Consider the following 24,191-nt stretch of genomic DNA (forward strand, 5'->3'; position numbering starts at 1 on the left):
ATCTGTCGGCATCGCCATGCACAGGGTAAAGCGCAATCCCGGCCCTGACAGTCAATTTGATATCGTGATGCTCAATGGCAATATTGCTGCGCAGGATATCAATAATGCGCTGCATCACGGGCATAATGTCCTGCTCATTCTTGATGTCCTCAAACAACACCAGAAACTCGTCATGATCCTGATAAGCCGCCATGTCACAGCCACGTATGGTCTGTTGCAGGCGCTTACCCGCCTTGCGCAGAATTTCTTCACGCACAGGCTCACCCAGCTTGATGCCAGCCCCTTCAGATTGTCCAGCTTGATCACGGCCACCGCCAAAGCATTACCCAGGCGGGTAGTGCGGCGTATGCCTATGCCCAGGTGACGCAGAAAATACTGACGGTTAGGCAATTGCGTTATCACATCCAGCATATTCATGCGGGTGAGGCGCTCTTGAGTATCTGCCAGCAGGCGGCTGGCAGGGTCGTCCTGCTGGGTATCCATAATTGCCAGAATGGAGGCAAACAAAATCAGCGCGCTAGAACCCAAGGCAATGATGATGGCAAACAGACTGGCAGGCAGTGCAGAAACCGTGGCGCACACCGCATAAGGGTGGAACTCGGCGGCCGCCATGCCCAAATAATGGGTACCGCAAATGCCAGCCGCCATCACACAGGCAGCAATCAAACGATTACGTAAGGTGTTTTGGCCAGGTTGATTGCTGGTTTTGAACAGCATGAACAAAGCAATCACCGCAGCGACGATGGAAACCAGAATGGACAGCAGCAGCAAAGGTTTGTCGTAAGTAATAGCAGGGAACATCTGCATGGCATGCATGCCTGTGTAATGCATGGCCGCCACCCCCAGCCCCATGATCACACCCGCCGCCATCAGACGCTGCACCTTAAGCCCAGGGCGGCTGGCAATATCCAGACCCAGCCAGGAAATACTCACCGCAATTAGCCACGACAGCACAGTATCGTCCAGCCCATAACCAGTAGGTGTAGGCAGCGAGAACGCCAGCATATTAATAAAGTGCATGGCCCAGATGCCTGAGCCCATGGAAATGGCGCCTAGCACCAACCACGCCTTGGCAATCATTGCCTTATTGCGCGAGACGCGGCCAACAAACACAAACGCCGCCAGCGATGAAATCAGCGCAATGAATATAGAGAGAAGCACCAGCCTGTAATCGTAACTGCCAACCATGATATTTCCTTGATTGCCCAGATGGGGGGTAACAGTACTAGCGCAACTTTTGTGCCCGGCTTGTCAGCAATCCATCATTAAAAATCATCAAATTCTGACGCGATGTTTAATTCATTTTAAACAGTGACTTGTAATGAATATGTGCAGCAAGTTGATAGGGGTGGCCCGAGGGAAAAATACCTTTTGGTTGGCAGGTTTTGTTGGGGCTTCGACGCCACTGTCGGGATTTTGACGTTTGAGGTTTATCTGCGGTTTGAAATGGGGAAGGCGGGAGAGCAGGCAATGGAGTGGCTAAAGGTAAATAAGCAATATAAGCAAATATATTGACAATTAATAGTAATGGGTGTTTGCTAGCGGTTATCCTCACGGATACGTGAGTGTATCTATCAGTAATAGACATTAACCACATTAGTGGCTGTATTGAGCAATAAAGGGGCTAACCGGAATGCAGCCCTGTCCAGAAGAAAATATCAAAACAAGCAAATAGATGAAGTAGATAAATAAAAATATATAAAAGATTTCTAAAATTAAATCGAAGCAATTTAAATGAATGGAATTAAGTTTCTTTTAGAAATGAGTATGGATTCGAAATATATGATTATATTGGGGTTGTCTAAAAATTCAAGTGCATGGCGTAGGATTATAGTAGGCCGTTAGCCGTTATCGACACTATTCGATAACGCCAATAAAGATCATAAGAAATGATATAAAAATAACTGCAATATTGTAGATGGGAGTGATTAATAATGACAGGTTTATTAATATTAATTATTCTAGTAATTTGGTTTTATTTGGTGTTATTTCTAGTAAAAAAAATCACATCCAAAATAAAAAATAATTTTGTAAAATTTATTGTAACGTTGGTTCTTGTAATGTTCATTTATCTATTGCCGTACCTAGATGAATTTATTGCAAGTTATCAATTTGAAAAAATATGTACGGAAAATTCTGTCCCATGGATAAGTGCGGAGGTAGAAGGAAAAACAATATATTTGCAAGATAATGATGTTGAGATGGTGAGTAATGCCTGGGTGAAAATTGTAAAACAACCTTGGAATTACGTGGATGTAAAAACAAAAGAAATTATTATAAGTTACAACGTTTATTCAGCAAGTGGGGGTGTGATTACAAAAACATTTCTTTCCTCTATCAGTAATGGTCCATTTATATTTTACGGTTTTTGCGGACCAGTTTTCCAGCCTGATTCGGATGATTATTTTAAACTATTAGGGGTTAATTATATACAGCGTTCTGATATAAAAAATTGGGAGATAAAGAATGATATAAATGAATAGTTTTTACATCAATTCTTTGCTTGAGGATTAGTCTTATGTGGATATTCTAGATTCTGCAATTCCTTCAGATCGTGTTGTCGATGAGTTAAGCAGTGCGGCGATTTTTCCTAAACACAATTCTCTAGGAATAACACCAGATACTACGCCACGCATTGATCATCCTGACACATTAGATGAGAAATTGTTATGAAATTTGTCATATGATTGGTTTTTTTGTTTCTTATTATTATAGGATTGTGGTTTTGTTTTGTTCGTTTTTTTGTAAATTTTTTGTTCAATAAAATTTCAAATAATTGGGTTAATTTAATTGTTAGATGGACTGCATTGTTGTTGATATTTACTTTGCCACTAATAGATGAGATTTTTGGAAAATGGCAGTTTGAGAAACTTTGTCATGAGCATTCAAGGATCTGGGTGGATCAAGAAACTGTCAGGGGGCGAACTGTCTATTTGGCAAATCCGGAACATGTAAAAATTGATGATAGCTGGGTGAATATCAACATGGCTATATGGCGATTTTTGGATGCAAAGACTAACGAGCAGATTGTAAGGTATGACTGATTATCAGCGGAAGGAGGTTGGATATCAAAAATATCTGGAGTTGGACCTTTGTATATAAGGCAAGTTGTGAGGCTGGAGAAAAGATTAACATTTCAGATTTTTTTGAGAAATTGGAAATTATTGAGATTGAGCGTAAAAATGTAGAAAATTATAATCAGAATTTCATGATTATGAATTCATATGACAATAATAAATAATGCATGTATTAATGCGCTATTGGCTGATGTCGTTTACGTCGATGGTCTTCAGTCAAAGATGAGCGGAGCGCAATTAATTCGATGTGTTATGTATTCGAATGAGTCTACCTCTATCTAAGTTCATTTCTGATGACTTTATTATTGTAGATTCCACTGGTGATACAGGTTTTAATGCAACAGTTTGGCGAGGCATGGTGTGGCCACCTTATGCAGACAACGTTTATGTTTCGATGCGAGCAACTCAGGGTGGGTTTGATCTTGCACAGGATTTTGAATTGACGGTGACAGGTGTCGCAAGTATTCAAATGGCTGATATGGTGAATTGGTGGTTAAGAATTACCACACCTGTTAATCAAAGTGCTCCGCAGATACAAGTCAATATATTTGATGAACTATTTCCTGACACAAGGATTTTTGTTTCATCACCTACTGTTATTGATGCGGGGATATTATCTGATTTTATTAATGCTAATTTTGGTAATAGCCACTGCCTTGGTGGTTAGGGCCGGAAGTTGCAGTCCATCAACTCTGGTTCAGGCAGCTAGGCATGGATCTAGAACTCAACATCAAAGGCAGTAGCGACATTGCCACCATCAGCAACTGGTTTGCTGGCAGCGAATTCCAGAGAGCGCTTCCAGTTATCTAGTGGCCAGGCCTTGATCAACTAGCAAGTAGATAGCCTGATTCAAGCCATGGCGGCTTTTGCCCCGCCTGCACCCGGACAGACTTCCTTTCCTGCTAACTACCACAATGCCTTGACCCCAGTAATTGCGGTGAGCTGGCAGTAAATTCATGCCAAATTTCCCTTACTAAAGCAGTAATAAAAAACCTCTGGCATCAACAGGCGTTTTTTTGTATTCCCATTACTGACCCTATCAGCTACTCAGCCTGAGTATTGTTGATACCGCACTTTTGTGCCGGGCTTATCAGCATACCCCGATTTAAAATTTACAAAATCAGACGTGATGTTTAATAAATTTTAAACAGTAACTTGTAATCAATTTATGTGGCAAGGTGAGAGGGGTGGCCATAATGAAAATTACCTTTTGGTAATCAGGTTTTATTGGGGCTTCGACGTCACTATCAGGATTTTGATGTTTGAGGTTTATCTGCGGTATGCAATGAGAAATGCGGGTGAGCAAAAAATGGAAAGCAGACGGATAATAAACAAAATAAGCAAATATATTGACAAATTATAGTAATTGGAGTTTGCTAGCGGTTATCCTCCGGTTACTTAAGTGTATCTATGAGTATTGGATATTAACCACATTAGTGGCTGTATTGAGTAATAAAAGAGTTAGCCGGAATACAGCCTTGTCCTGAAGAGAATATCAACACAAGAAAATAGATGAAGTTGAAAAACGTCAAAAGGACCATGTAAAAGTTTTTAATAATTAACTGGAAGATATTTAAATGAATGGATTTCAGCCTTTTATATCTATAGTTATTTTGTTTGGGATTGTTAATGCATTAGGTAGATATGTTGCAGTAAAGTGGTTTAAATCTTGGTATTGTAGATTATTAATTAGGGTAACAATAATTATTGTCTCATTCCCTTCTATTTTATTCATATCTATAAATTTATATTTTTATATAATTCAGCATTAATTCTGTGGGTTTATGTGTAAATATAAAATTAATAATCTGAAAAATTAGGATATATAAATGATTGGATTTGCAATTATATTCGTAATGATTGTTTGGTTTTTACTTGTTGAGTATTTATCACGTATTGTTGCAAGAAATCTAATTGAACATAGTTATAAAAGATTTATTTTTGTGATTTTATTGATTTGTATTATATACCCATTGCCGTTAGTTGATGAAATAGTAGCAAAATATCAATTTGAGCACTTATGTAATGATTATTCAAATATTAAAGTATCAAAAGAACTAAAAAAAGGAATAACTGTTTTTTTAGGTAAAGAATCCCCAGTTTATATAAATAATAAGTGGTTGATATGCAGATTTATCGTCACGTTTTCTATGATGTTGAAACAGGTAATTATGCTTTTGAATACGATACTTTGACCGCTTCTGGAGGAAAACTTTCAACTACATTAGAGTTTATTCAAGGATCGCCACCCATTTTGTTCAAAGGATCATGTGGTCCGAAATTTAGTCCTAAAGAATTTGTAAAGATGTTGTCTATTAATGTTATTGATAAATCTAAGTAATATTTTAGGGGTAATTCCATGAAAAATGCAATTAATAATGCTTACATAAATGCCTTATTGTCAGATGCTTCTTATGTGGATATTTGGGATGAAGAGCAATATCCTCAAGATTTATCTTTGGCATTATCCAAGCGGATGACACCTGTTTTAGCTAAATATATTGCTGATAACTTCTCTGTTATTTGTCAGGCAAGTGGCTATGGATCAAGTTTTCATGCAACTGTGTGGCTTGGAAAAGCGGATACTCCATATGAAAATCAAGTGTATGTGTCCATGCGAGGCACACTGGAAATTGGCGACTGGGTAGAGGATGGATATCTTTACTCTAAGGGTTTGCCTTACTCCCAATTGGTAGACATGGTGAACTGGTGGCTGCGAGAAACAACGCCAGCGGGTGAGACAGCCCAACAAATAAGATTGCCAGTATTGGGGCAGGCATGGGTTCCTGAAACGATAGTTTGGGCTACTGAGACTGCCAAGGCACAGGTAGGCTTAATGGGCTTGGAAACATTCATTCCGTTAATGGACACAGTCTAGGAGGATACCTAGCTTCCGCCTTTGTTAGGCTATTTGGTAATCAGCAAAATCCGATATCCTTGAATACATTTAATAGTGCAGGTTTCAGTAAAGATGATAAGTCCGATATTGAAGAGGCTTTTTCGATAATTTCTAAGCTTATTGGGACACAAAAAGGGCTTTCTAGTTTCGCGGATAAGGACAATTATAATAACTTTTATGCAGAAAATGGTATCAATTTTACTACCAATAATTGGGAGTTTATGGGGTTCGATCAACATGGTCATAGAGTTCCATTGTTTCAGGAAGCTTCTGACCCAATTAGTACTTTTGAAAATCATTCTATGTATAAAATTACGGATTACTTAGCGTTAGGGTCCATGTTGGAAAAACTTGATATAAATCTTGATTTTACAAAGTTGAATAGTTTGATAAAAACTGCTAGCAATAACATGGATAACTCGTACGAGACAGTACTTGATGTGCTCAGGGAAATTATATTAGGTAGCAGTGTTGTTTCTACGCCAAGTGGAAAAGATAACGATACTGTCAGGCTTGGGCCGTGGTGGTGCGGGTGGCTATGGCGGTGGTGGCTCTGGTTCAGGTAATTCCTTTGCCAGCATAGGCGGCGGTGCTGGCGGCACCGGTCAAGGGCCAGCTGCTACCCCAGGCCAGGGCGCAAGCTTGGGGCCTGAGGCGGCTGGCGGCAATGTGATATACAACAATGGCGTTAACAGAGGTGGAGCAGGCGCGGGTGTGGGTACTGCAGCTGACGGCGGAGCAGGCAAAAATGGCAATACAGATCAGATCACCGAAACCTTAGATAACTCTGTTTATGAGCGTGTGCTGGCCGACCTGAACAATCCAGATTCTGCCCTGCACAAGCAGAGCATGGGCACTGGCAATGATGTGCTCAATGGCGGCGCAGGCAATGACTGGATTATGGCGGGTGGGGGTAACGATACTCTGGATGGAGGCACAGGTAACGATACTTTGTATGGTGGCCTTGGCAATGACACCTATATCTTTGGTAATGGTGCTGGTGAGGATGTGATCCGTGATCAGGACGCCACTCCGGGCAATCAGGATCAAATGCTGATAGGGCCGGACGTTGCAGCCGATCAACTCTGGTTCAGACAGCTAGGCATGGATCTGGAACTCAGCATCATAGGCAGCAGCGACAAGGCTACCATCAGCAACTGGTTTGCTGGCAGCGAATTCCAGATAGAGCGCTTCCAGTTATCCAGCGGCCAGGCCTTGATCAACCAGCAAGTAGATAGCCTGATTCAAGCCATGGCGGCATTTGCCCCGCCTGCACCCGGCCAGACCTCCTTGCCTGCTGATTACCACAATGCCTTGACGCCAGTAATTGCGGCCAACTGGCAGTAAGCGCATGCCGAATTTGCCTTGCTAAAACGGCAATAAAAAACGCCCAGTGTTGAAACTGGGCGTTTTTATTTGAGGACTATTATTTGGGCACTATAAATATTTGAGCACTATAAAGCGTACCAGGTTAGCGCTTAGATACCACGCAGCAGTTCGTTGATACCAACCTTGCCCAGGGTCTTTTCGTCCACTTTCTTCACAATCACTGCGCAATACAGGCTGTAGCTACCATCCTTGGAAGGCAGGTTGCCGGAAACCACCACAGAACCGGAAGGCACGCGGCCATAGGTCACTTCGCCAGTTTCGCGGTCGTAGATCTTGGTGCTTTGGCCGATATACACACCCATGGAAATCACGCAGTTGTCTTCAACCACAACGCCTTCAACCACTTCAGAGCGTGCGCCTATGAAGCAATTGTCGCCAATGATGGTAGGGCCAGCCTGAACTGGTTCCAGCACGCCACCAATACCAACACCGCCAGACAAGTGAACGTTCTTGCCGATCTGGGCGCAGGAGCCTACGGTAGCCCAGGTATCTACCATGGTGCCTTCACCGACATAAGCGCCGATGTTGACGTAGGAAGGCATCAGCACGGCATTTTTGGCAATGAAAGAGCCGCGACGCACGATGGCGTTAGGTACTACGCGGAAACCGCCAGCCTTGAAATCAGCTTCAGTGTAGTTGGCAAACTTGGGAGGTACTTTGTCGAAATAACGGGTAACACCGTCATCCAGCAGCACATTGTCTTCCAGACGGAAGGACAGCAGCACTGCCTTCTTGATCCACTGATGAGTCACCCAGTTCTGGCCGTCGGTACGCTCGGCAACGCGCAGTTTGCCGCTGTCCAGATCAGCGATAACGCTGAATACTGCATCTTTGATTTCTGCGCTGGCAGTGGCTGGGGTAATCTCGGCGCGACGCTCAAACGCGTCTTCGATAATGGCTTGTAATTGACTCATGACAGTTCCCGGATGAATAGCAAAAAAGCGCTATTTTACCCGAAAGCACAGTAAAACACCCAGCCATGGCAGCATCTGCTTGTCACGGCTGGATTGGCGGATGATTAAGCCCCTGCTTGCCAGCTTATTTGCGCTTGAGCGTGGCTTCTTCGTAAAGCGGCATGACCTTGGGCACCAGGCGCTGGATATCGGCAATACGCGATGCATCAGAAGGGTGGGTGCTGAGGAACTCAGGTGGTTTTTCGCCGCCCAGTGCGCCCATTTTTTGCCATAGGGTAACGGCGGCATTAGGGTTGTAGCCTGCGCGTGCAGCGAGTTCTAGGCCTATTTCATCGGCTTCATGTTCTGCGGTACGGCTGTTAGGCAAGGTCAGCGCCACAGTGGCAACAGCCCCGCCCAGCGCCAGGGTCTTGACTGCATTGTCACCGCTCTTGGTTGATAACCCAACCAAAGCCGCAGCGCCCAGCAAGCCCATCTGCTGCACCTTGGCGCGTGACATCTGCTCACGTACATGCTCGCGCAGGGCGTGGGATATTTCATGGCCCATCACGGCAGCCAGTTCGTCATCCGTAGGTTTGATCTGGTCTATAAGCCCGGTATAGACCATGATCTTGCCGCCTGCCATGCAATAGGCGTTAACCTCTTTGCTCTCCTGCACATTGATCTGCCAATCCCACTTCAGCGCATCGGCGCGGAACACGCCCACCTGCGCAATCAGGCGCTGGCCTATGGCACGCACGCGCTGGGTTTCCTTGCTGTCGGTATTGAGCAGCTTCTTGGCTTGTGCATCCTTGATAGTCTGTTGATAGGCCAGGGTAGATTGTTCTTCGGCCTCTTTTTCTGACACCAGGCTCAGAAACTGCTGGCGTTCCACGCCAACATTGCCGCTCTTGGTGGTACTGCTGGTAGCGCAACCCGCCAACTGGCTGCAGGCCAGGATCACGGCGAGAATCATTGGTGCTTTCATGCTTCCTCCTGATAAAACTATATAGTTGAGACGTTGTTAGATGTTGAGTTTAAAGCGTTAATTGTGCGCCCAGCTCCACCACGCGGTTAGGTGGCAGCTTGAACTGATGGGTAATGCTGTCCGCATTGCGGAACATGCCAATAAAGAGTTTCTCGCGCCAATAGCCCAGCTTGCTGCTGCCATTGGCAAACAGCGTTTCCTTGCCGATAAAGAACGAGGTTTCCATAGTGTCTAGCTGCAAGCCCAACTCACTGGCAAGCTCCAGGTCACGCGGCAGGTCAGGGTCATCCTTGAAGCCATAGTTGACCGTTATGCGGTAGAAACCGTGACGCAAGTTTTCCAGCCCCAAACGGCTGCGCTGGTCTATATAAGGCACGTCAGCAATATGCACCGTGAGCAGCACATTGCGCTCATGCAGGATTTTATTATGCTTGAGGTTATGCAACATGGCATGCGGCACGCCATGGGGGTTGGGGGTGAGAAAAATGCCAGTACCTTCAACCCGAGTCGGCGGGTGGGCGCCTATGGCATCAATAAAAGGCTCCAGCAGCATGGCATCTTCTTTCAGCCTATTCAGCAACAGGGTGCGGCCGCTTTTCCAGGTTAGCATCAAAGTGAAAATCACCACACCTATCAAAATAGGCACCCAACCACCATCAGGAATTTTCAGGATATTGGCGCTGAAGAAGGCCAGGTCTATGGTCAAGAACAAGGCCACCAACGCCAGGGTGCGCGGCAAGCGCCAGTGCCAGATGGCGTGAAACACTATGCCTGCCAACAAGGTGGTAAACAGCATATTGCCCGTGACGGCAATGCCATAGGCCGCCGCCAGGTCACCCGAGGAGCCAAAGCCTATCACCAGCGCCATGACGGCCAGCATCAGGCTCCAGTTGATATAAGGCATATAAATCTGGCCTTTTTGCTGCTCAGAGGTATGCAGCACGCGCATGCGTGGCAAAAAGCCCAATTGCAGCGCCTGGGCGGAAATGGAGAATGCGCCGGAGATCACCGCCTGAGAAGCAATCACGGTGGCCAGGGTGGCTAAGCCTATCAAGGGGTAGAGCAACCATTCCGGTGCCATCAGGTAAAAGGGGTTTTTGATCGCCGCTGCATCATGCAGCACCAGCGCACCCTGACCAAAATAATTCAAAATCAGCGCTGGCAGCACAAAAGCAAACCAGGCCAGCTTGATGGGCTTGCGGCCAAAATGGCCCATATCGCATAGAGCGCTTCCACGCCCGTCACGGCCAACACCACAGAGCCTAAGGCAACAAAGGCAACCCAAGGTGAATTCAGAAAAAACTGCAGCGCATAGAAAGGGTTAAGCGCATATAGCACGCGCGGCTCATGCGCGATATTGATAACGCCCAGCACCGCCAGCGTGGCAAACCACACCAGCATTACCGGGCCAAACAGGGCACCTGCGACCGCCGTGCCCTTGCTCTGCATCCAAAACAGAATGAACAGCACAAACAAGGTGATGGGGACAATAAACTGATCCAGCGCCGGGGCCGCAACTTCTACCCCCTCAACCGCAGACAGTACTGAAATGGCCGGAGTAATCATGCCGTCGGCATAAAACATACAAGCACCTATGATGCCCGCTGCCATTACCAGGCGCTGATGCTTGCCCTTGAGGTTGCGCCCCGCCAGTGCCAGCAAGGCCATGATGCCGCCTTCGCCGTTGTTATCGGCGCGCATCACAAACATCGTGTATTTGAGCGAGACCACCATGATGAACGACCACAAAATCAGCGCCAGAATGCCAAACACATTGTCATGCGTCAGCGGTACCGGGTGCGGGCTGACCGCAAACACTTCTTTCATGGTGTAAAGCGGGCTGGTACCTATATCGCCAAACACTACGCCCAGGGCCGCGAGAGACAATAGTGGCAGGGAGGTTTTGGCAGAACTCGATGAAGACATCAATGCTGGCTCAGGGACAAATATGCGGCCATTTTACAAGTCTTAACTCTAGATTGACACTAGCCCTATGGCATCAAGCAGCAATCCAGCCTCTATTTGCGTTGTTTGCTGCGCAATGCCGCCGCATAAGCCAGCCTGGCCCAGTGCGTGGCCTCGTCAGCCTGTTCCAGCATGTCTGCCGGGGCCTGGTGAAAAGACATGGTGATTTCCTTGCCCTGGCGCTGGTAGCGGAAAGCCGGGAGTTGCATAGCCTCAAACTGCGGCCTGCTTTCATCGTCTGACTTGAGATAAAGCGTATCGTCAGCCACCAGGCCAAACATCAGGCCCTGATGGTAAATGCCGTAACCGCCAAACATCTTCTTGGCCTGTATCGGGCCAAAGTCATGCAATAACTCGTGTAGATATTCCACAAACTCATTCATGTTGGCGTGCTCCCGTATGCATCATCAGCCATTAGGCCAAAAACCTATGGCTGTAGCTTGCGAATCTCGCATCGGCGCTGCCCTTGCCCAGCGTCAGCCTGACCTGATCACCTGCTTGCAATTGCGTGCTGTCCTGTACCAGCTCACCATTGATTTTCTCTACCAGGGCATAGCCGCGTTGCAGCACCGCACGTGGGTTGAGATGAGCCAGACTTTGCTGCAAGCCTTGCCATTGTTGCTGTCTACGCTGCAACTGGCGCGCCATGGCATGTTGCAGACGCAGTTGTAACTGCTCAAGGTGATGCCGCCTGTGCGCAAGCTGTTGCATGGGGGAGAGCAGGCGGCGGTTGAGATAATCCAGTTGCTGTTGGCGTTGCTGTATACGGTTTTGCATCACGCGCTGCAGGCGCAGGCCGGATTGCTGCACGGAGCGCAGCAATGCCTGACGGTCAGGTGAAGTTAATTCTGCCGCCGCGGTGGGGGTTGCCGCTCTGTGATCGGCAACAAAATCAGCAATGGTGAAATCGGTCTCATGGCCGACAGCACTGATCACGGGCAAGCGGCAGGCATGAATCGCACGGGCTACCACTTCTTCATTGAACGGCCAGAGGTCTTCTATGCTGCCGCCGCCACGGCAGACAATCAGCACATCACATTCTGCTCGTTCATCGGCGCGGCGTATTGCCTGTGCAATCAATGGCGCAGCGGTTTTGCCTGTACCGGGGTGGGGTAGATGATCACTTTCACTGCAGCATACGTCTACGCAAGGTGGTCAGCACATCACGCAGTGCTGCGGCATCGGCAGAGGTCACCACACCTACAGTAGCGGGGTGGGCTGGAATGGCCAGCTTGTGCTCGCTGGCAAACAAACCCTCAGCCGCCAGCTTGGCCTTGAGTTGCTCATAGGCTTCAAACAAACTGCCCAGGCCAGCGCGTTGCAGAAACTCTATAGTGAGCTGGAAATCGCCCCTGGCTTCATACAGCGTCACTACTGCCCTGGCTTCTACCTTGTCACCTTCACGCGGTATCCAGTCCAGATAACTATTACGGCCGCGGAACATCACACAGCGTACCTGTGCGCCTTGATCCTTGAGCGAGAAATACCAGTGGCCGGAAGCCGCGCGCGTGAGGTTGGAAATTTCACCGCTGACCCAGAACAGGGGAAAGCTCTGTTCCAGAACTTCTCTGGCCATGCGGTTTAATTCACTGACGCTTAAGACGCGTTGAGGATCTGTCATGAGGCTAATGGGCTAATGGATTAATCGGTTGGATTAATGCTGTGTTGAAGGATATGAATGCTGTGTATGGCCGTGCTATGTATGTCGTGCTATGTATATACCTGCAATGGCACGGCTCATTATCACCAGCGCTTGTCGCTGTTGCAATTTGCAAGCACGCATAGTGCGAACAAGGCCGATCCGTTACAATTGCAGGGTTTCATTATAAGCGCTGGGACTTTATACATGTTCAACAAACTGTTTGGCGGCCGTCGTGGCTATCTACTTGGATTCATCATCAGTTTCGGTTTGGTGGGCGTGGCACTGATAGTCCAGCAACGTTATAACCTGGAACCCTGTCCGCTGTGTATTTCCCAGCGCATCATCTTTATGGCATTGGGCCTGTTGTTCCTGCTGGCCTTTTTGCATAACCCTGGTCACGCTGGCCGCAAAATTTATGCCTTGCTGCAAATAGTGGCCTCCGCCATAGGCATGGGCGTCGCCGCCCGCCATATCTGGATTCAGGCCAACCCCGACAAGGTAATGGCCGAGTGTGGCGCTGGCTTTGACTACATTATGGAGTCCTTCCCCCTGAAAAAGGCGCTGGATTTGATCTTCAAGGGCACAGGCGAGTGCTCGGCCATTGATTGGACTTTGCTCGGCCTGACGCTGCCGCAATTGTCCTTGATTGCCTTTGCAGGCCTGACCCTGCTGGCGCTGGTGATGCCTTTTCTGCGCAAAACCTGGGGCTAATAACAGACACTAGCCTGCTAGCCAGGCTATCCCTGCAAAGCTCATATTCCAGCAGCACGCAATGAGAACACGGCAAGACCGCAAGATAGAACACACAAGGTTATATGTACAAAACACTGGACGATTTCATAGGCAATACCCCGCTGGTCAAGCTGCAACGCCTGGCGGGCAAGACCAGCAACACCATATTGCTTAAGCTGGAAGGCAACAACTGCGGGCTCGGTCAAGGACAGGCCTGCACTTTCCATGATCAAGCGCGCTGAAGCGCGTGGCGATATCAAACCTGGCGATACCCTGATAGAAGCTACCTCCGGTAACACTGGCATTGCCCTGGCCATGGCCGCTGCCATGCGTGGCTACAAAATGGTGCTGGTGATGCCAGATAATCAGAGTGTCGAGCGCAGGCAAAGCATGAAGGCTTTTGGGGCCGAGCTGGTGTTGACGCCGCGTGATGGCAGCATGGAACTGGCGCGTGATGTTGCGCTGAAATTACAGGCTGAAGGCGAAGGCATAGTGCTTGATCAATTTGGCAATCAGGATAATCCGCTGGCGCACTATGAAGGCACAGGGCCTGAGATCTGGCGCGACACTGAAGGCAAGGTTACGCACTTTGTTTCCAGCATGGGCACCACGGGCACCATCATGGGTACTTCGCGTTATCTCAAGGAGCAAAACCCGGCAATCAAGGTCATAGGCGTGCAGCCGGAAGAAGGCGCGCAGATTCCTGGCATACGCAAGTGGCCAGAGGAATACCTGCCCAGCATCTATGACCCTAGCCGCGTGGACGAGCTGATTTACGTGAGCCAGAGCGACGCAGAGAAAACCACGCGCAAGCTCGCGGAAAAAGAAGGCATTTTTGCTGGCATATCCTCTGGCGGTGCTTTGTATGCTGCCTTGCAGTTATCCAAGCAGCTAGAAAATGCCGTGATTGTTACCATTGTCTGCGACCGTGGTGATCGCTATCTGTCTACCGGGGTGTTTCCTGCCTAGGGCAAGCGGCAACCTTCTTACACAACGGGCTGGCCTCTGCTGCCTGCCGGATTCACCTTGTTGTCTCGTCTCCTCTGCACTGGCATTTTCTGCCTGAGCTTTGCTCATCCCGCGCTGGCCCTTTCCAGCATCAGCATAGAAGCCGCCACGGTAGAAACTGCGGATACCCAGTTGCGCAATCTGCGCGCCGAAGTGAAATTGCCAGCAGCGGATTATTTACAGTTGCATCTGGCAGGCGAGATCAAGTCAGCGGCAGATTCATCCCAAGCTCCGGCCCCTGACCACGTCAAGTCTGAAGCAGGCCACAGCTGGCAAGCAGCCAGCCTGGATTGTGCAGCGCTAGTGCAAAAGAACTTGGCCGCAGGCCAGCAGGAATGGCAATGCGCCAAGGGGCTGTTAAACCTGCAAGGCGCCAAGCTGCCTTTCAGCCTGAGTTTGCAACAGCAAAATCCAGGGTATCAACTGGCGCTGCAATTACAAGGCGCCAGCTTTAGTGATGCTGCTGGCAGCCATGCTGCGGAAAACTTGCATTTGCAGGCCACACTCAACCTTAAGCCTGATGTTGCAGCGCCAGCCAAGGCTGCACCCGCTAAGTCTGCCCAGGCGCAAGCAAGGCCGGGCTGGCAATGGCAGCTTGGGCTGGATTGGCAGCAAGGTGAGTTGTATTGGCAACCCTGGTATATCGCCAGCGGCGGGCATACATTGCAGGCCAGCGGGCACTATGCGGGCGACACGCTCAGTGTGACTCAGGCCGCTCTGAATCTGGACAAGGTGGGCCAGGCCAGTGCCAGCGGCCTATGGCAGGGCGGCAAAATCCAGACCTTGCATGTGGATGCGCCGGATTTGGCGCTGGCGCCGCTGTATAGCTTGCTGTTGCAACCCATGCTGGCAGATAGCGCGCTCAATAAGCTGGAATTGGCAGGGCAGGCGGGTTTGAGCTTGCATATAGAACATGGGGAGCCAGTCTCGGCCTTGCTGAGCCTGAAACAAGTTGATATGGAAGATCAGCAGGGCCGCTTTGCGCTGTATAAGCTCAATGCCCACATTCCTTGGGAATACGATGCCGCCAGGCAAGTGCAGCTAAATTATGCGGGCGGGCATTTGCTGAAAATTCCGCTGGGTGAAACCAGCGTGCTGGCGGAGCTTAATCGTTACTCCTTAACCACGCCGCAACTCTATCTGCCCATACTGGATGGTGCACTAAGTCTCACCGATGTCTCTGCTACCCAGGCTGGCGGGCAATGGCACTGGCATTTGCGCGCCAATCTGGTGCCTATCTCCATGCCTGCGCTCAGTCATGCGCTGGGTTGGCCGCGCATGGAGGGTAAGGTGGCAGCGGCCATCCCCATGGTGACTTATAGCGCGGGCAATCTCACTACCAATGGTGATCTGCTGTTTCAGATGTTTAACGGCAATATTCTGGTCAAAGGCCTGCGCATGCAGACGCCACTGGGCAGTGCTGCGAGGCTGCAGGCTAATCTGGAAATGCAGCGCCTGGATTTAGGCGATCTCACGCGCACCTTCTCCTTCGGTGCCATAGAAGGCAAGCTCGATGGCGCAGTCAATCATCTGGAATTGTCCAACTGGCAGCCTGTGGCTTTTGATGCGGATTTCCACAGCAGCCCGGGTAAATACCGCAAGAAAATCTCCCAGCGCGCGGTGGAAAACATCAGTGCGCTCGGTGGGGCGGGGGCTGTGGCTGCCATACAGCGCAGCGTGCTGCGCTTCTTTGATGAGTTTAATTATGCCGATCTCGGCTGGCGTTGCCAGTTACGCAACGATATCTGCAGTATGAGCGGTGTGGAATATAGCGGGCCGGGTTATGTCATCGTCAAGGGCAGCGGTGTGCCTGCCATCACGGTAATGGGTTACAACCACAAGGTAGGCTGGAGTGACCTCATCACCAGACTCAAGCGCGTGACCGAGGGTAATAGCAGTCCAGTGATCAAATAGCTAGTCATCAGAGGCGGGCATCAGAGGGTTGGCGATCAAGTAAGCACATGTATCAACTAAGCTCGCAGCGGCCTTATCCTGGGTTACAATTTCGCTTGTGAACAAATGCAGGCCAGACGCGGCCTGAGAGGAAATATTCATGCTTAAGCAATTATTATCTGGCGCAGCTGTGCTGCTGGTGTTGGCCTTGCCAGCCTGCGTCACCATCAATATTTATTTCCCCGCTGCGGCGGCGGAAAAAGCGGCTGACCGTATCATTGACGATGTCTGGCAGCTCAAGGACAAGCCCGCACCCGCTAGCCAAGAGGAAAACAGCAAATGAAAGCAGGGATGAATATGACTTACCTCAGTTCCATTAAGCCCAGTCACATCAATACCAGAAAGTTTTTCGTCAATCTGGTGCTACTGAGCAGCCTGGTGCTGGCAACGGCTTTGCTGATGACACAAGCCCAGGCCGCCGCTGATCTGGAAATCAATACCCCAGCCATTTCTGGCATCAAAAACAGTATGCAGACTCGTCATGCGCAATTGTCAGGCTTTTATGCCAGCGGCGCGGTGGGCTTTACCCGCGATGGTCTGGTGGCTGTGCGTGATGCCAATGCCGTGCCACTGGCACAGCGCCAAGGCGTGAATGCCTTGGTGAGCGCCGAGAACAATGACCGCAATGCGCTTTATCGTGAGATTGCCACCGCCAATAGTCACCCAGAGTGGGAGGCAGAAGTGCGCAGCACCTTTGCACAGCGCTGGATACAAAAAGCGCAATCTGGCTGGTATTACCAGGATGGCAGTGGCTGGGTAAAGAAATAGCGCTTGAAATCACGATGACCCCCACCCTGATTTTTGATATTGAGACCGTGCCTGACACGGCCGGGCTACGTAAATTACTGAGCCTACCTGCCGACACTAGCGATGACGATGTGGCGCGAGTGGCTTTTCACCAGCGCCGTCAGCATAACGGCAGCGAGTTTTTGCCCTTGCACCAGCACCGCGTGGTGGCCATCTCCTGCGCGTTGCGCGAGGGCGATGGTTTCCGTGTCTGGACGCTGGGCAGTGTAGAGGCGGATGAGCGCGAGATTATTCAGCGTTTTTATGATGGTATAGAAAAATACACCCCCAATCTGGTGTCATGGAATGGCGGTGGTTTTGACCTGCCTGTGCTGCACTACCGGGGCCTGGTCCATGGCATAGTTGCACCGCGCTATTGGGACATGGGCGATGATGACCGTGAGTTCAAGTGGAACAATTACATCAGCCGTTACCATACGCGTCATCTAGATTTGATGGATTTGCTCGCCATGTTCAATGGCCGAGCCAATGCGCCGCTGGATGATCTGGCACAGTTATGTGGTTTCCCCGGCAAGCTGGGCATGGACGGCAGCAAGGTCTGGGATGCCTACAGCGAGGTGAATTGCAGGCGATACGTGATTATTGCGAAACCGATGTCGCCAATACCTATCTGGTGTTTTTACGCTTCCAACTGATGCGCGGCGTGCTGGATCAAAGCAGTTACGAACGTGAAATAGCACTGGTGCGCGACACCCTGAGCGGCTACTCTGGCCAGCATTGGCAGGAGTTCCTGCAGCAGTGGCAATCTAACGCTTGAGCGCCTGACACTTAAATTTATCTATCGCGGTATTAATTGATATTGCGCCTAACTCACCATGCTCTCCAGGTTTAAAGCCTAGTGAGTATATTGCGGCAGCACCTTTTGAAATCTGGCTTTAACTGAAATCTGCATGAATACTCCAATCGCACATATCGAATCCCTGGACTATGAAGGTCGCGGGGTGGCACGCGTTGATGGCAAGACCATCTTTATTGATGGTGGCTTGCCCGGTGAGCAGGTGACCTATCGCACCTTGCGCCGCAAGGCCAATTACGAGGTTGCCGAAGTCAGCAAAGTGCTCAAGCTTTCTAATTTACGCACCACACCTGAGTGCAAGCATTTCGGCGTCTGTGGTGGCTGCGCCATCCAGCATCTGGATGTCACAGGTCAGGTGGCCGCCAAGCAACGCATGCTGGAAGATAATTTCTGGCATATAGGTAAAACCCGTCCCGAGCGTATGCTGCCTGCCATCTATGGCCCATCGTGGGGCTATAGGCACAAAGCCAGATTGCGAGTGCGCTATGTGGCTAAGAAGGGTGGGGTGCTGGTGGGCTTTAACGAAAAAGCCACCAGCTTTGTTGCGGATATGGATAGCTGCAAGGTTTTGCCGCCGCATGTGTCGCAATTGATCCCGGCCATGAAAGAGCTGGTAGCAAGCTCAGCGTGCGCGAGTCACTGCCGCAAATTGAAGTGGCGGTGGGCGAACTTAGTACAGTGCTGGTGCTGCGCATACTGGCGCCACTGCAAGCCAGTGATACTGCGCCTATCAAGGCTTTCGCCGATACCCACGGTGTGGAGATCTGGACCCAGAGCAAAGGCCCGGATACCGTGCAACCTTTTTACCCGCCGCAAGGGCCGGGGCTGAGTTATTCCCTGCCAGAATTTGATCTGCGCTACCCCTTTAAACCCACCGAATTCACCCAGGTCAACCCGCATATCAATCGTGTGATGCTGCGGCGTGCCATGCAGTTGCTGCAACCGCAAGCCGGGGAGCGCATTGCTGATTTCTTCTGTGGCTTGGGCAATTTCACGCTGCCTATCGCACGTAGCGGGGCCAGCGTATTCGGTATGGAAGGTTCGGCAGCATTGGTGGCACGTGCTCACGAAAGTGCAGCCCTTAATGGCTTGCAAGGGCAGGTGGAATACCAAGAGGCCGATTTGTTCAAGATGACGCCAGAATTGCTGGCTTCATTGGGACACTTCGATAAATGGCTGGTAGATCCGCCACGTGATGGCGCGATGGAGTTGATAAAATCCCTGCCCGATGTCGCAGATGCAAATGCACCTAGCAAGCATGCACCACAGCGCATTGTCTATGTGTCCTGCAACCCGTCCACGCTGGCGCGCGACGCTGGCATTCTGGTCCATAGCAAGGGTTACCGCCTGCTGGCGAGCGGGGTCATCAATATGTTCCCGCATACCGCCCACGTTGAGTCCATTGCGCTGTTCGAGCGGGTGTGAGCCTGAGCCATTATGACCAGCCCTGACCACAACCTTGCCCATCCTGGTGACACGCATGACAGCAAAGCTTAGCCCGCCAGTCAGCATCATCCGGCATGGGGGCTATCAGCTGCTGAAACTAGCGGGCCTGGGCGTCTTGATGCTGCTGAGCGTGGTTTTGCTGGATGCCTGCAGCCGTGACCAGGGCAGGCAGGAAATCCGTAGCGTAGTCAGCCAGCTGCCGCAGACGCTGGACCCGCGCTATGCTACCGATGCTGCTTCTAGCCGCGTCAATCATCTGCTTTATCGTTCACTGGTTGATTTTGATGAACACTCCAGCCGCGCCCAGCGCTGGCCAACTGGCGCGTACTCTCGCCACGATTGTTCCGCTTTTCCCTGGGTAAGCAGGGGCGCCAGTTTCATGATGGCCGCTACCTGACGGCAGAAGATGTTGCGGCTACCTATCAGTCTTTGCAGGAACTGCCCGATTCGCCGCATTCGGCCGAGTTTGCCAATATCAGCAAAATAGAAGTGCGCGACGAGAACACCCTGGATTTCTTCCTGCGTGATGCCGATAGCAACTTTCCCTCGCGCCTGATTGTGGGCATCCTGCCCGCAGAATTGATTGCCAAGGGGCATGACTTCTCTCGTGAGCCTGTAGGCAGCGGCAGTTTTAAATTTGTCTCGTGGCAAAGAGCACTCAAGCTACAGCGTGTGGCCGATAAGCAGGATGTGGTGTTCGAGGAAATCCGTGACCCTACCGTACGGGTACTCAAGCTGGTGCGTGGTGAAACCGATATTTTGCAGGGTGAGCTGCCGCCAGAATTGGTGAGCTATCTGCAGAAACAACCTGGACTGACAGTGGAACAGTCACAGGGCAGCAATTTCGCCTATTTGGGCCTCAATATGCAGGACCCCCTGCTGCAAAAGCCAGAGGTGCGTCAGGCCTTGGCTTATGCCATAGATAGACGGGCGATTATCCAACATGCGCTGGTAGGCGGTAGCCGTCTGGCCGAAACCATACTGCCCCCTGAGCACTGGGCAGGCAATGCCAACTTGCAGCCGCATGAGTACGACCCGGCCAAGGCGCGCCAACTGCTGACCCAGGCGGGCATCAAACTGCCGCTCAAACTGGTTTACAAAAGCTCGACCACGGTGCAGTGGGTGCGACTGGCCACCATGATGCAGGCGCAGATGCGTGAAGCCGGGGTTGAACTGGAGATACGCAGCCTGGACTGGGGTACTTTCTTTGAAGATATCAAGCGCGGCAATTTCCAGCTTTACGGCATGATGTGGGTGGGGATCAAGACCCCGGAAATCTATCATCTGGCATTCCATTCCACATCTGTACCGCCCAAGGGCGCCAATCGTGGTCATTATGCAGATAGAAGTACCGACGACATGATAGCGGTGAGTGACTGGCAGCGTGTTGCTGCGCGCATACATGAACAACTGCCGTATCTGCCGCTCTGGTATGAAGGCCAGTTTGTCGCCATGCGCAAGGAATTGATGGGCTATACCTTACGCGCAGATGGCAGCTGGGATGGGCTGGAGCAAGTCAAACGTAAGCGCCTCAAATCGGTATTTCCAGGCCGTAGCAGCGTGGAGGGCAGTTAGATGCAGATTGTGATTTCACTGAGCCAGCAGTTGTTGCGCTTGCTGGCGGATGATGGGGCGCTGATCCGGCAATACCCGGTTTCAACTGCGCTCAAGGGCGTGGGTGAGCAAAAAAACAGTTATTGCACGCCACGCGGACGCCACCAGATACGCGCCAAGATAGGCGCTGGCGCTCCTCTAGGTACGGTGTTCAAGGGGCGCAGGCCTACAGGTGAAATCTGGAATGCGGAGTTGCACGCCGCCCAGCCTGGTCGCGACTGGATATTGACGCGCATACTCTGGTTGTCAGGCTGCGAGCCCGGTTTCAATCGCCTGGGTAATGTGGATAGCATGCAGCGCTATATCTATCTGCATGGCACGCCAGATAGCGAGCCCATGGGTGAGCCACATTCGCATGGCTGCATACGTTTGCGCAATGCGGATATCGCCGAGCTATTTGACTTGGTGCCCGTGCATACCACTGTGACTTTGCTGGAAGGTGACTTCGCTTGATCATAAAGCGGCTATTGGCAGTGCTGCCCGTGGTGTTTGGCGTGCTGCTGCTGACGTTTTTGCTGGTGCATCTGGTGCCTGGCGACCCTGTGGAAGTCATGCTGGGGGAATCTGCGCCCATGGCGGACCGCGCCCAACTAAGGGCAGAGCTGGGTCTGGATCAGCCGCTGCTGACGCAGTTTGCGCATTATCTACAGGCACTCAGTCATGGCGATCTGGGCCGCTCCATCCATAGCCATCAATCCATCACCGAGATGTTGCTCACGCGCCTGCCTGCCACGGTAGAACTGGCATTGCTGGCTTTATTGATAGCCATCAGCCTGGGCCTGCCGCTGGGCATACTCGCGGCACTCAAGCATCAACGCTGGCCAGACCAGGCCGCCACCTTATTGAGCCTGACCTTGGCTGCCATGCCTTCTTTCTGGCTGGGGCCTTTGCTGATGCTGTTGCTGGCGGTATGGCTGGGCTGGTTGCCCGTCAGCGGCATGAACGAGCCAGCCTCGATTATTCTGCCTGCGCTGACCCTGGGCTTTGGCCTGGCTGCCATACTCATGCGTATGACACGCGCCAGCATGCTGGAAATACTCAGTGAAGATTTTGTCCGCACGGCTCGTGCCAAAGGCATAAGTGAACGGCAAGTGGTGTTGCGTCATGCCTTGCGTGCCGCCTTGCTGCCCTTAGTCACCGTGCTGGGCCTGCAACTGGGCAGCTTGCTGGCCGGGGCAGTGATCACCGAGACCATCTTCGGCTGGGAGGGCGTGGGGCGCTTGCTGGTCGAATCCATAGAAAAGCGTGATTACCCGGTGACGCAGGCTTGCGTGCTGGTCATCGCTCTGGTCTATGTGCTGGTGAATCTGGCTACCGATCTGCTCTACGCCAGGTTAGACCCGCGCGTGAGGTTTGCCTCATGAAGCTGCTGCGCAATTTCACCAGCTATTGGCCACGCTGGGTGCTGGCGTTCTGGCTGGTGCTGGTCTGTCTATCAGTTTTGATAGATCTGGCACCTGATCGTATCTCGCTAGAGCATGTGCTTTTACCTCCGGGTAGCCTTGCCTGGCTGGGGGCCGATGACCTGGGCCGCAGCATCGCTGCACGCTTGGCGGCTGGCGCTGGTGTATCGTTGATGGTGGCGGTGCTGGTGACCGGGGTGACCCTGTTGACGGGCACAACTGTGGGCTTGCTGGCGGGTTATTACGGCGGCTGGATAGATAGGCTGCTGATGCAGGTGACGGATATCTTCCTGGCGTTTCCCGGCATACTGCTGGCAATTGCGTTTGCCGCCGTGCTAGGCCCAGGCTTGGGTAATCTGATGCTGGCTTTGTGCCTGACTTCCTGGGTAGGTTACGCCAGGCTGACGCGGGCTCAGGCCTTAAGTCTGCGTGAACGCCAGCATGTGCAGGCGGCCAAGTCCCTGGGTGCGCCTGCCTGGCGCATCATGCGCAAACATATGCTGCCGCTACTGGCAGCCCCGTTGGTGGTCGAGGCCACTTACAGCATTGCTGGTCTGGTGATTGCCGAAGCCAGCCTGTCCTTCCTGGGGCTGGGCATACAGGCTCCACATGCGTCCTGGGGCAGCATGCTTAGGGATGGGGTACGCTATTTGCTGGTGGCACCGCATTATGTGCTGGCGGTGGGCTTGAGTCTGATGTCTGTGGTGCTGGCCATCAATGTGCTGGGCGATCAATTGCGCGATGCCTGGGATATCCGTCGCGCTGGCAGTGATTAGTCAGTCATTTTTGATTGATTAATAAGACGGTTATTCAACTCAGGCGATTATAAAAGGGGAGCATATGCAGCGTCAGCCGAATACACAACGCCAATACCGTTACTATGATTTTGTCATGGTGGCGTTTGTGGTGGTGCTGGTCTGCTCCAACCTCATAGGCCCGGCCAAGATTTCACAATTTGATTTGCCCTTGATAGGCACGCTGACCTTTGGCGCAGGGGTATTGTTTTTCCCTATCTCCTACGTATTTGGTGATGTGCTGACTGAGGTTTACGGTTATGCGCGTTCACGCCGCGTGATCTGGACTGGCTTTGCCGCGCTGGCGTTTGCCTCGGCCATGGCCTGGGTGATTGTTGCCCTGCCACCTGCGCCATTCTGGGAAAACCAGCACGCCTATGAAATTGCCTTTGGCTCCGCCTGGCGTATCTCGCTCGCGGGTTTGCTGGCGTTTGCCTGCGGTGAGTTTGTTAATTCCGTGGTGCTGGCCAAAATGAAAGTCTGGACCCAGGGGCGCTGGCTCTGGACACGTACCATAGGCTCCACCATTGTGGGTGAGGGCGTGGATTCTCTGCTGTTTTACCCGCTGGCCTTTTATGGCACAGGCATCATCCTGATGACAAGTTGCCGCTGGTGATGCTGGCGCAGTTTCTCGCCAAAGTCGGGGTTGAGGTAGTATTAACGCCAGTCACTTATCGCGTGGTAGCCTGGCTCAAGCACGCCGAGCGCGAAGACTATTATGACCGTGACACCAATTTCAATCCCTTCCGCCTGCAATAAGGCCTTCACACTGGAAACCGTACTTT

General features: G+C 51.0%; 20 protein-coding genes and 7 pseudogenes. 21 read left to right on the plus strand and 6 right to left on the minus strand.

What is annotated here, in order from left to right:
• Positions 1-19 precede the first annotated feature (19 nt).
• Positions 20-1,188: pseudogene (locus JCM2850_RS22545) on the minus strand (MHYT domain-containing protein); the annotation flags it as partial.
• A gap of 746 nt (positions 1,189-1,934) precedes the next feature.
• On the opposite strand from JCM2850_RS22545, the gene JCM2850_RS06495 reads away from it, so the two are divergent.
• From JCM2850_RS06495 to JCM2850_RS21825, 8 genes are all read left to right on the plus strand, one after another.
• The gene (locus JCM2850_RS06495) at positions 1,935-2,483 is read left to right on the plus strand and encodes a hypothetical protein (protein WP_025870631.1); all 549 of its coding nucleotides are present in this window, start codon (positions 1,935-1,937) and stop codon (positions 2,481-2,483) included.
• A gap of 37 nt (positions 2,484-2,520) precedes the next feature.
• Entirely contained in the window at positions 2,521-2,673 is a 153-nt protein-coding gene (locus JCM2850_RS21590; RefSeq protein WP_159105131.1) for a hypothetical protein, read from the plus strand.
• 666 nt (positions 2,674-3,339) lie between these two features.
• Positions 3,340-3,744, plus strand: a complete 405-nt coding sequence (locus tag JCM2850_RS06510) for a hypothetical protein (protein ID WP_148301208.1) — start codon at positions 3,340-3,342, stop codon at positions 3,742-3,744.
• 44 nt (positions 3,745-3,788) lie between these two features.
• A complete protein-coding gene (locus JCM2850_RS20940; protein WP_081774981.1) occupies positions 3,789-3,887 on the plus strand; it encodes a calcium-binding protein in 99 nt (32 codons plus the stop codon).
• 1,019 nt (positions 3,888-4,906) lie between these two features.
• Positions 4,907-5,272, plus strand: a complete 366-nt coding sequence (locus JCM2850_RS06525; protein ID WP_025870640.1) for a hypothetical protein — start codon at positions 4,907-4,909, stop codon at positions 5,270-5,272.
• Positions 5,273-5,436: 164 nt separating this feature from the next.
• Positions 5,437-5,955, plus strand: coding sequence for a hypothetical protein (locus JCM2850_RS06530; RefSeq protein WP_025870642.1), 519 nt, complete (start codon positions 5,437-5,439; stop codon positions 5,953-5,955).
• A gap of 59 nt (positions 5,956-6,014) precedes the next feature.
• Complete coding sequence (locus tag JCM2850_RS20945; RefSeq protein ID WP_081774982.1) at positions 6,015-6,542, plus strand: hypothetical protein; 528 nt, start codon at positions 6,015-6,017, stop codon at positions 6,540-6,542.
• Positions 6,463-7,323 carry a calcium-binding protein gene (locus tag JCM2850_RS21825; RefSeq protein ID WP_199898268.1) on the plus strand — a complete coding sequence of 287 codons (861 nt, stop codon included), beginning with the start codon at positions 6,463-6,465 and terminating at the stop codon, positions 7,321-7,323. The genes JCM2850_RS20945 and JCM2850_RS21825 overlap by 80 nt, the downstream gene beginning before the upstream one ends.
• Positions 7,324-7,454: 131 nt before the next feature.
• On the opposite strand, the gene dapD is transcribed toward JCM2850_RS21825, so the two are convergent.
• The 5 genes and pseudogenes from dapD to xseA all read right to left on the minus strand — a co-directional run bounded on the left by dapD (position 7,455) and on the right by xseA (position 12,832).
• Entirely contained in the window at positions 7,455-8,279 is an 825-nt protein-coding gene (gene dapD / locus JCM2850_RS06545) for a 2,3,4,5-tetrahydropyridine-2,6-dicarboxylate N-succinyltransferase (protein ID WP_025870649.1), read from the minus strand.
• Between the two features lie 124 nt (positions 8,280-8,403).
• A complete protein-coding gene (locus JCM2850_RS06550; protein ID WP_025870650.1) occupies positions 8,404-9,246 on the minus strand; it encodes a M48 family metallopeptidase in 843 nt (280 codons plus the stop codon).
• 49 nt (positions 9,247-9,295) lie between these two features.
• A pseudogene (locus JCM2850_RS17645) lies at positions 9,296-11,172 on the minus strand (potassium transporter Kup).
• 92 nt (positions 11,173-11,264) lie between these two features.
• Entirely contained in the window at positions 11,265-11,594 is a 330-nt protein-coding gene (locus tag JCM2850_RS06560; protein ID WP_025870651.1) for a TfoX/Sxy family protein, read from the minus strand.
• A 31-nt stretch (positions 11,595-11,625) separates the two neighbouring features.
• Positions 11,626-12,832 (minus strand): annotated as a pseudogene (gene xseA, locus JCM2850_RS17650) (exodeoxyribonuclease VII large subunit).
• A 225-nt stretch (positions 12,833-13,057) separates the two neighbouring features.
• Between xseA and JCM2850_RS06570 the strand changes: the two are divergent.
• The 13 genes and pseudogenes from JCM2850_RS06570 to JCM2850_RS17675 all read left to right on the plus strand — a co-directional run bounded on the left by JCM2850_RS06570 (position 13,058) and on the right by JCM2850_RS17675 (position 24,165).
• The gene (locus JCM2850_RS06570; protein WP_025870652.1) at positions 13,058-13,564 is read left to right on the plus strand and encodes a disulfide bond formation protein B; all 507 of its coding nucleotides are present in this window, start codon (positions 13,058-13,060) and stop codon (positions 13,562-13,564) included.
• A gap of 104 nt (positions 13,565-13,668) precedes the next feature.
• Positions 13,669-14,554, plus strand: a pseudogene (cysM, locus tag JCM2850_RS17655) (cysteine synthase CysM).
• A 57-nt stretch (positions 14,555-14,611) separates the two neighbouring features.
• Positions 14,612-16,507, plus strand: coding sequence for a translocation/assembly module TamB domain-containing protein (locus JCM2850_RS06580; protein ID WP_025870654.1), 1,896 nt, complete (start codon positions 14,612-14,614; stop codon positions 16,505-16,507).
• Between the two features lie 139 nt (positions 16,508-16,646).
• The gene (locus JCM2850_RS06590) at positions 16,647-16,829 is read left to right on the plus strand and encodes a hypothetical protein (RefSeq protein ID WP_025870656.1); all 183 of its coding nucleotides are present in this window, start codon (positions 16,647-16,649) and stop codon (positions 16,827-16,829) included.
• A gap of 116 nt (positions 16,830-16,945) precedes the next feature.
• Positions 16,946-17,314 carry a YdbL family probable chaperone protein gene (locus tag JCM2850_RS06595; RefSeq protein WP_051525307.1) on the plus strand — a complete coding sequence of 123 codons (369 nt, stop codon included), beginning with the start codon at positions 16,946-16,948 and terminating at the stop codon, positions 17,312-17,314.
• Between the two features lie 14 nt (positions 17,315-17,328).
• Positions 17,329-18,110 (plus strand): annotated as a pseudogene (locus tag JCM2850_RS17660) (3'-5' exonuclease).
• 133 nt (positions 18,111-18,243) lie between these two features.
• A pseudogene (gene rlmD / locus JCM2850_RS17665) lies at positions 18,244-19,574 on the plus strand (23S rRNA (uracil(1939)-C(5))-methyltransferase RlmD).
• A 55-nt stretch (positions 19,575-19,629) separates the two neighbouring features.
• Positions 19,630-19,992, plus strand: coding sequence for a hypothetical protein (locus tag JCM2850_RS22550; RefSeq protein ID WP_234406138.1), 363 nt, complete (start codon positions 19,630-19,632; stop codon positions 19,990-19,992).
• Positions 19,935-21,170 (plus strand): ABC transporter substrate-binding protein, encoded by a 1,236-nt coding sequence (locus tag JCM2850_RS17670; RefSeq protein WP_234406139.1) that lies wholly within the window; start codon positions 19,935-19,937, stop codon positions 21,168-21,170. The genes JCM2850_RS22550 and JCM2850_RS17670 overlap by 58 nt, the downstream gene beginning before the upstream one ends.
• Positions 21,171-21,662 (plus strand): L,D-transpeptidase, encoded by a 492-nt coding sequence (locus JCM2850_RS06615; protein ID WP_025870662.1) that lies wholly within the window; start codon positions 21,171-21,173, stop codon positions 21,660-21,662.
• Complete coding sequence (gene nikB / locus JCM2850_RS06620; protein ID WP_025870664.1) at positions 21,662-22,573, plus strand: nickel ABC transporter permease; 912 nt, start codon at positions 21,662-21,664, stop codon at positions 22,571-22,573. The genes JCM2850_RS06615 and nikB overlap by 1 nt, the downstream gene beginning before the upstream one ends.
• Complete coding sequence (locus tag JCM2850_RS06625; protein ID WP_051525297.1) at positions 22,570-23,388, plus strand: ABC transporter permease; 819 nt, start codon at positions 22,570-22,572, stop codon at positions 23,386-23,388. The genes nikB and JCM2850_RS06625 overlap by 4 nt, the downstream gene beginning before the upstream one ends.
• A 64-nt stretch (positions 23,389-23,452) precedes the next feature.
• Positions 23,453-24,165 (plus strand): annotated as a pseudogene (locus JCM2850_RS17675) (queuosine precursor transporter).
• Positions 24,166-24,191 lie beyond the last annotated feature (26 nt).

The organism is Methylobacillus glycogenes JCM 2850, from assembly GCF_000617925.1.
GTDB lineage: Bacteria > Pseudomonadota > Gammaproteobacteria > Burkholderiales > Methylophilaceae > Methylobacillus > Methylobacillus glycogenes.

Coding starts and splice junctions, on each gene's coding strand:
- JCM2850_RS06495 (WP_025870631.1), top strand. CDS start 1,935: ATGACAGGTTTATTAATATTAATTATTCTAGTAATTTGGTTTTATTTG.
- JCM2850_RS06525 (WP_025870640.1), top strand. CDS start 4,907: ATGATTGGATTTGCAATTATATTCGTAATGATTGTTTGGTTTTTACTT.
- JCM2850_RS06560 (WP_025870651.1), bottom strand. CDS start 11,594: ATGAATGAGTTTGTGGAATATCTACACGAGTTATTGCATGACTTTGGC.
- JCM2850_RS06615 (WP_025870662.1), top strand. CDS start 21,171: ATGCAGATTGTGATTTCACTGAGCCAGCAGTTGTTGCGCTTGCTGGCG.
- JCM2850_RS06570 (WP_025870652.1), top strand. CDS start 13,058: ATGTTCAACAAACTGTTTGGCGGCCGTCGTGGCTATCTACTTGGATTC.
- JCM2850_RS22550 (WP_234406138.1), top strand. CDS start 19,630: ATGACAGCAAAGCTTAGCCCGCCAGTCAGCATCATCCGGCATGGGGGC.
- JCM2850_RS06550 (WP_025870650.1), bottom strand. CDS start 9,246: ATGAAAGCACCAATGATTCTCGCCGTGATCCTGGCCTGCAGCCAGTTG.
- JCM2850_RS06595 (WP_051525307.1), top strand. CDS start 16,946: ATGACACAAGCCCAGGCCGCCGCTGATCTGGAAATCAATACCCCAGCC.
- JCM2850_RS06590 (WP_025870656.1), top strand. CDS start 16,647: ATGCTTAAGCAATTATTATCTGGCGCAGCTGTGCTGCTGGTGTTGGCC.
- JCM2850_RS06510 (WP_148301208.1), top strand. CDS start 3,340: ATGAGTCTACCTCTATCTAAGTTCATTTCTGATGACTTTATTATTGTA.
- JCM2850_RS20940 (WP_081774981.1), top strand. CDS start 3,789: ATGGATCTAGAACTCAACATCAAAGGCAGTAGCGACATTGCCACCATC.
- JCM2850_RS06625 (WP_051525297.1), top strand. CDS start 22,570: ATGAAGCTGCTGCGCAATTTCACCAGCTATTGGCCACGCTGGGTGCTG.
- dapD (WP_025870649.1), bottom strand. CDS start 8,279: ATGAGTCAATTACAAGCCATTATCGAAGACGCGTTTGAGCGTCGCGCC.
- JCM2850_RS06530 (WP_025870642.1), top strand. CDS start 5,437: ATGAAAAATGCAATTAATAATGCTTACATAAATGCCTTATTGTCAGAT.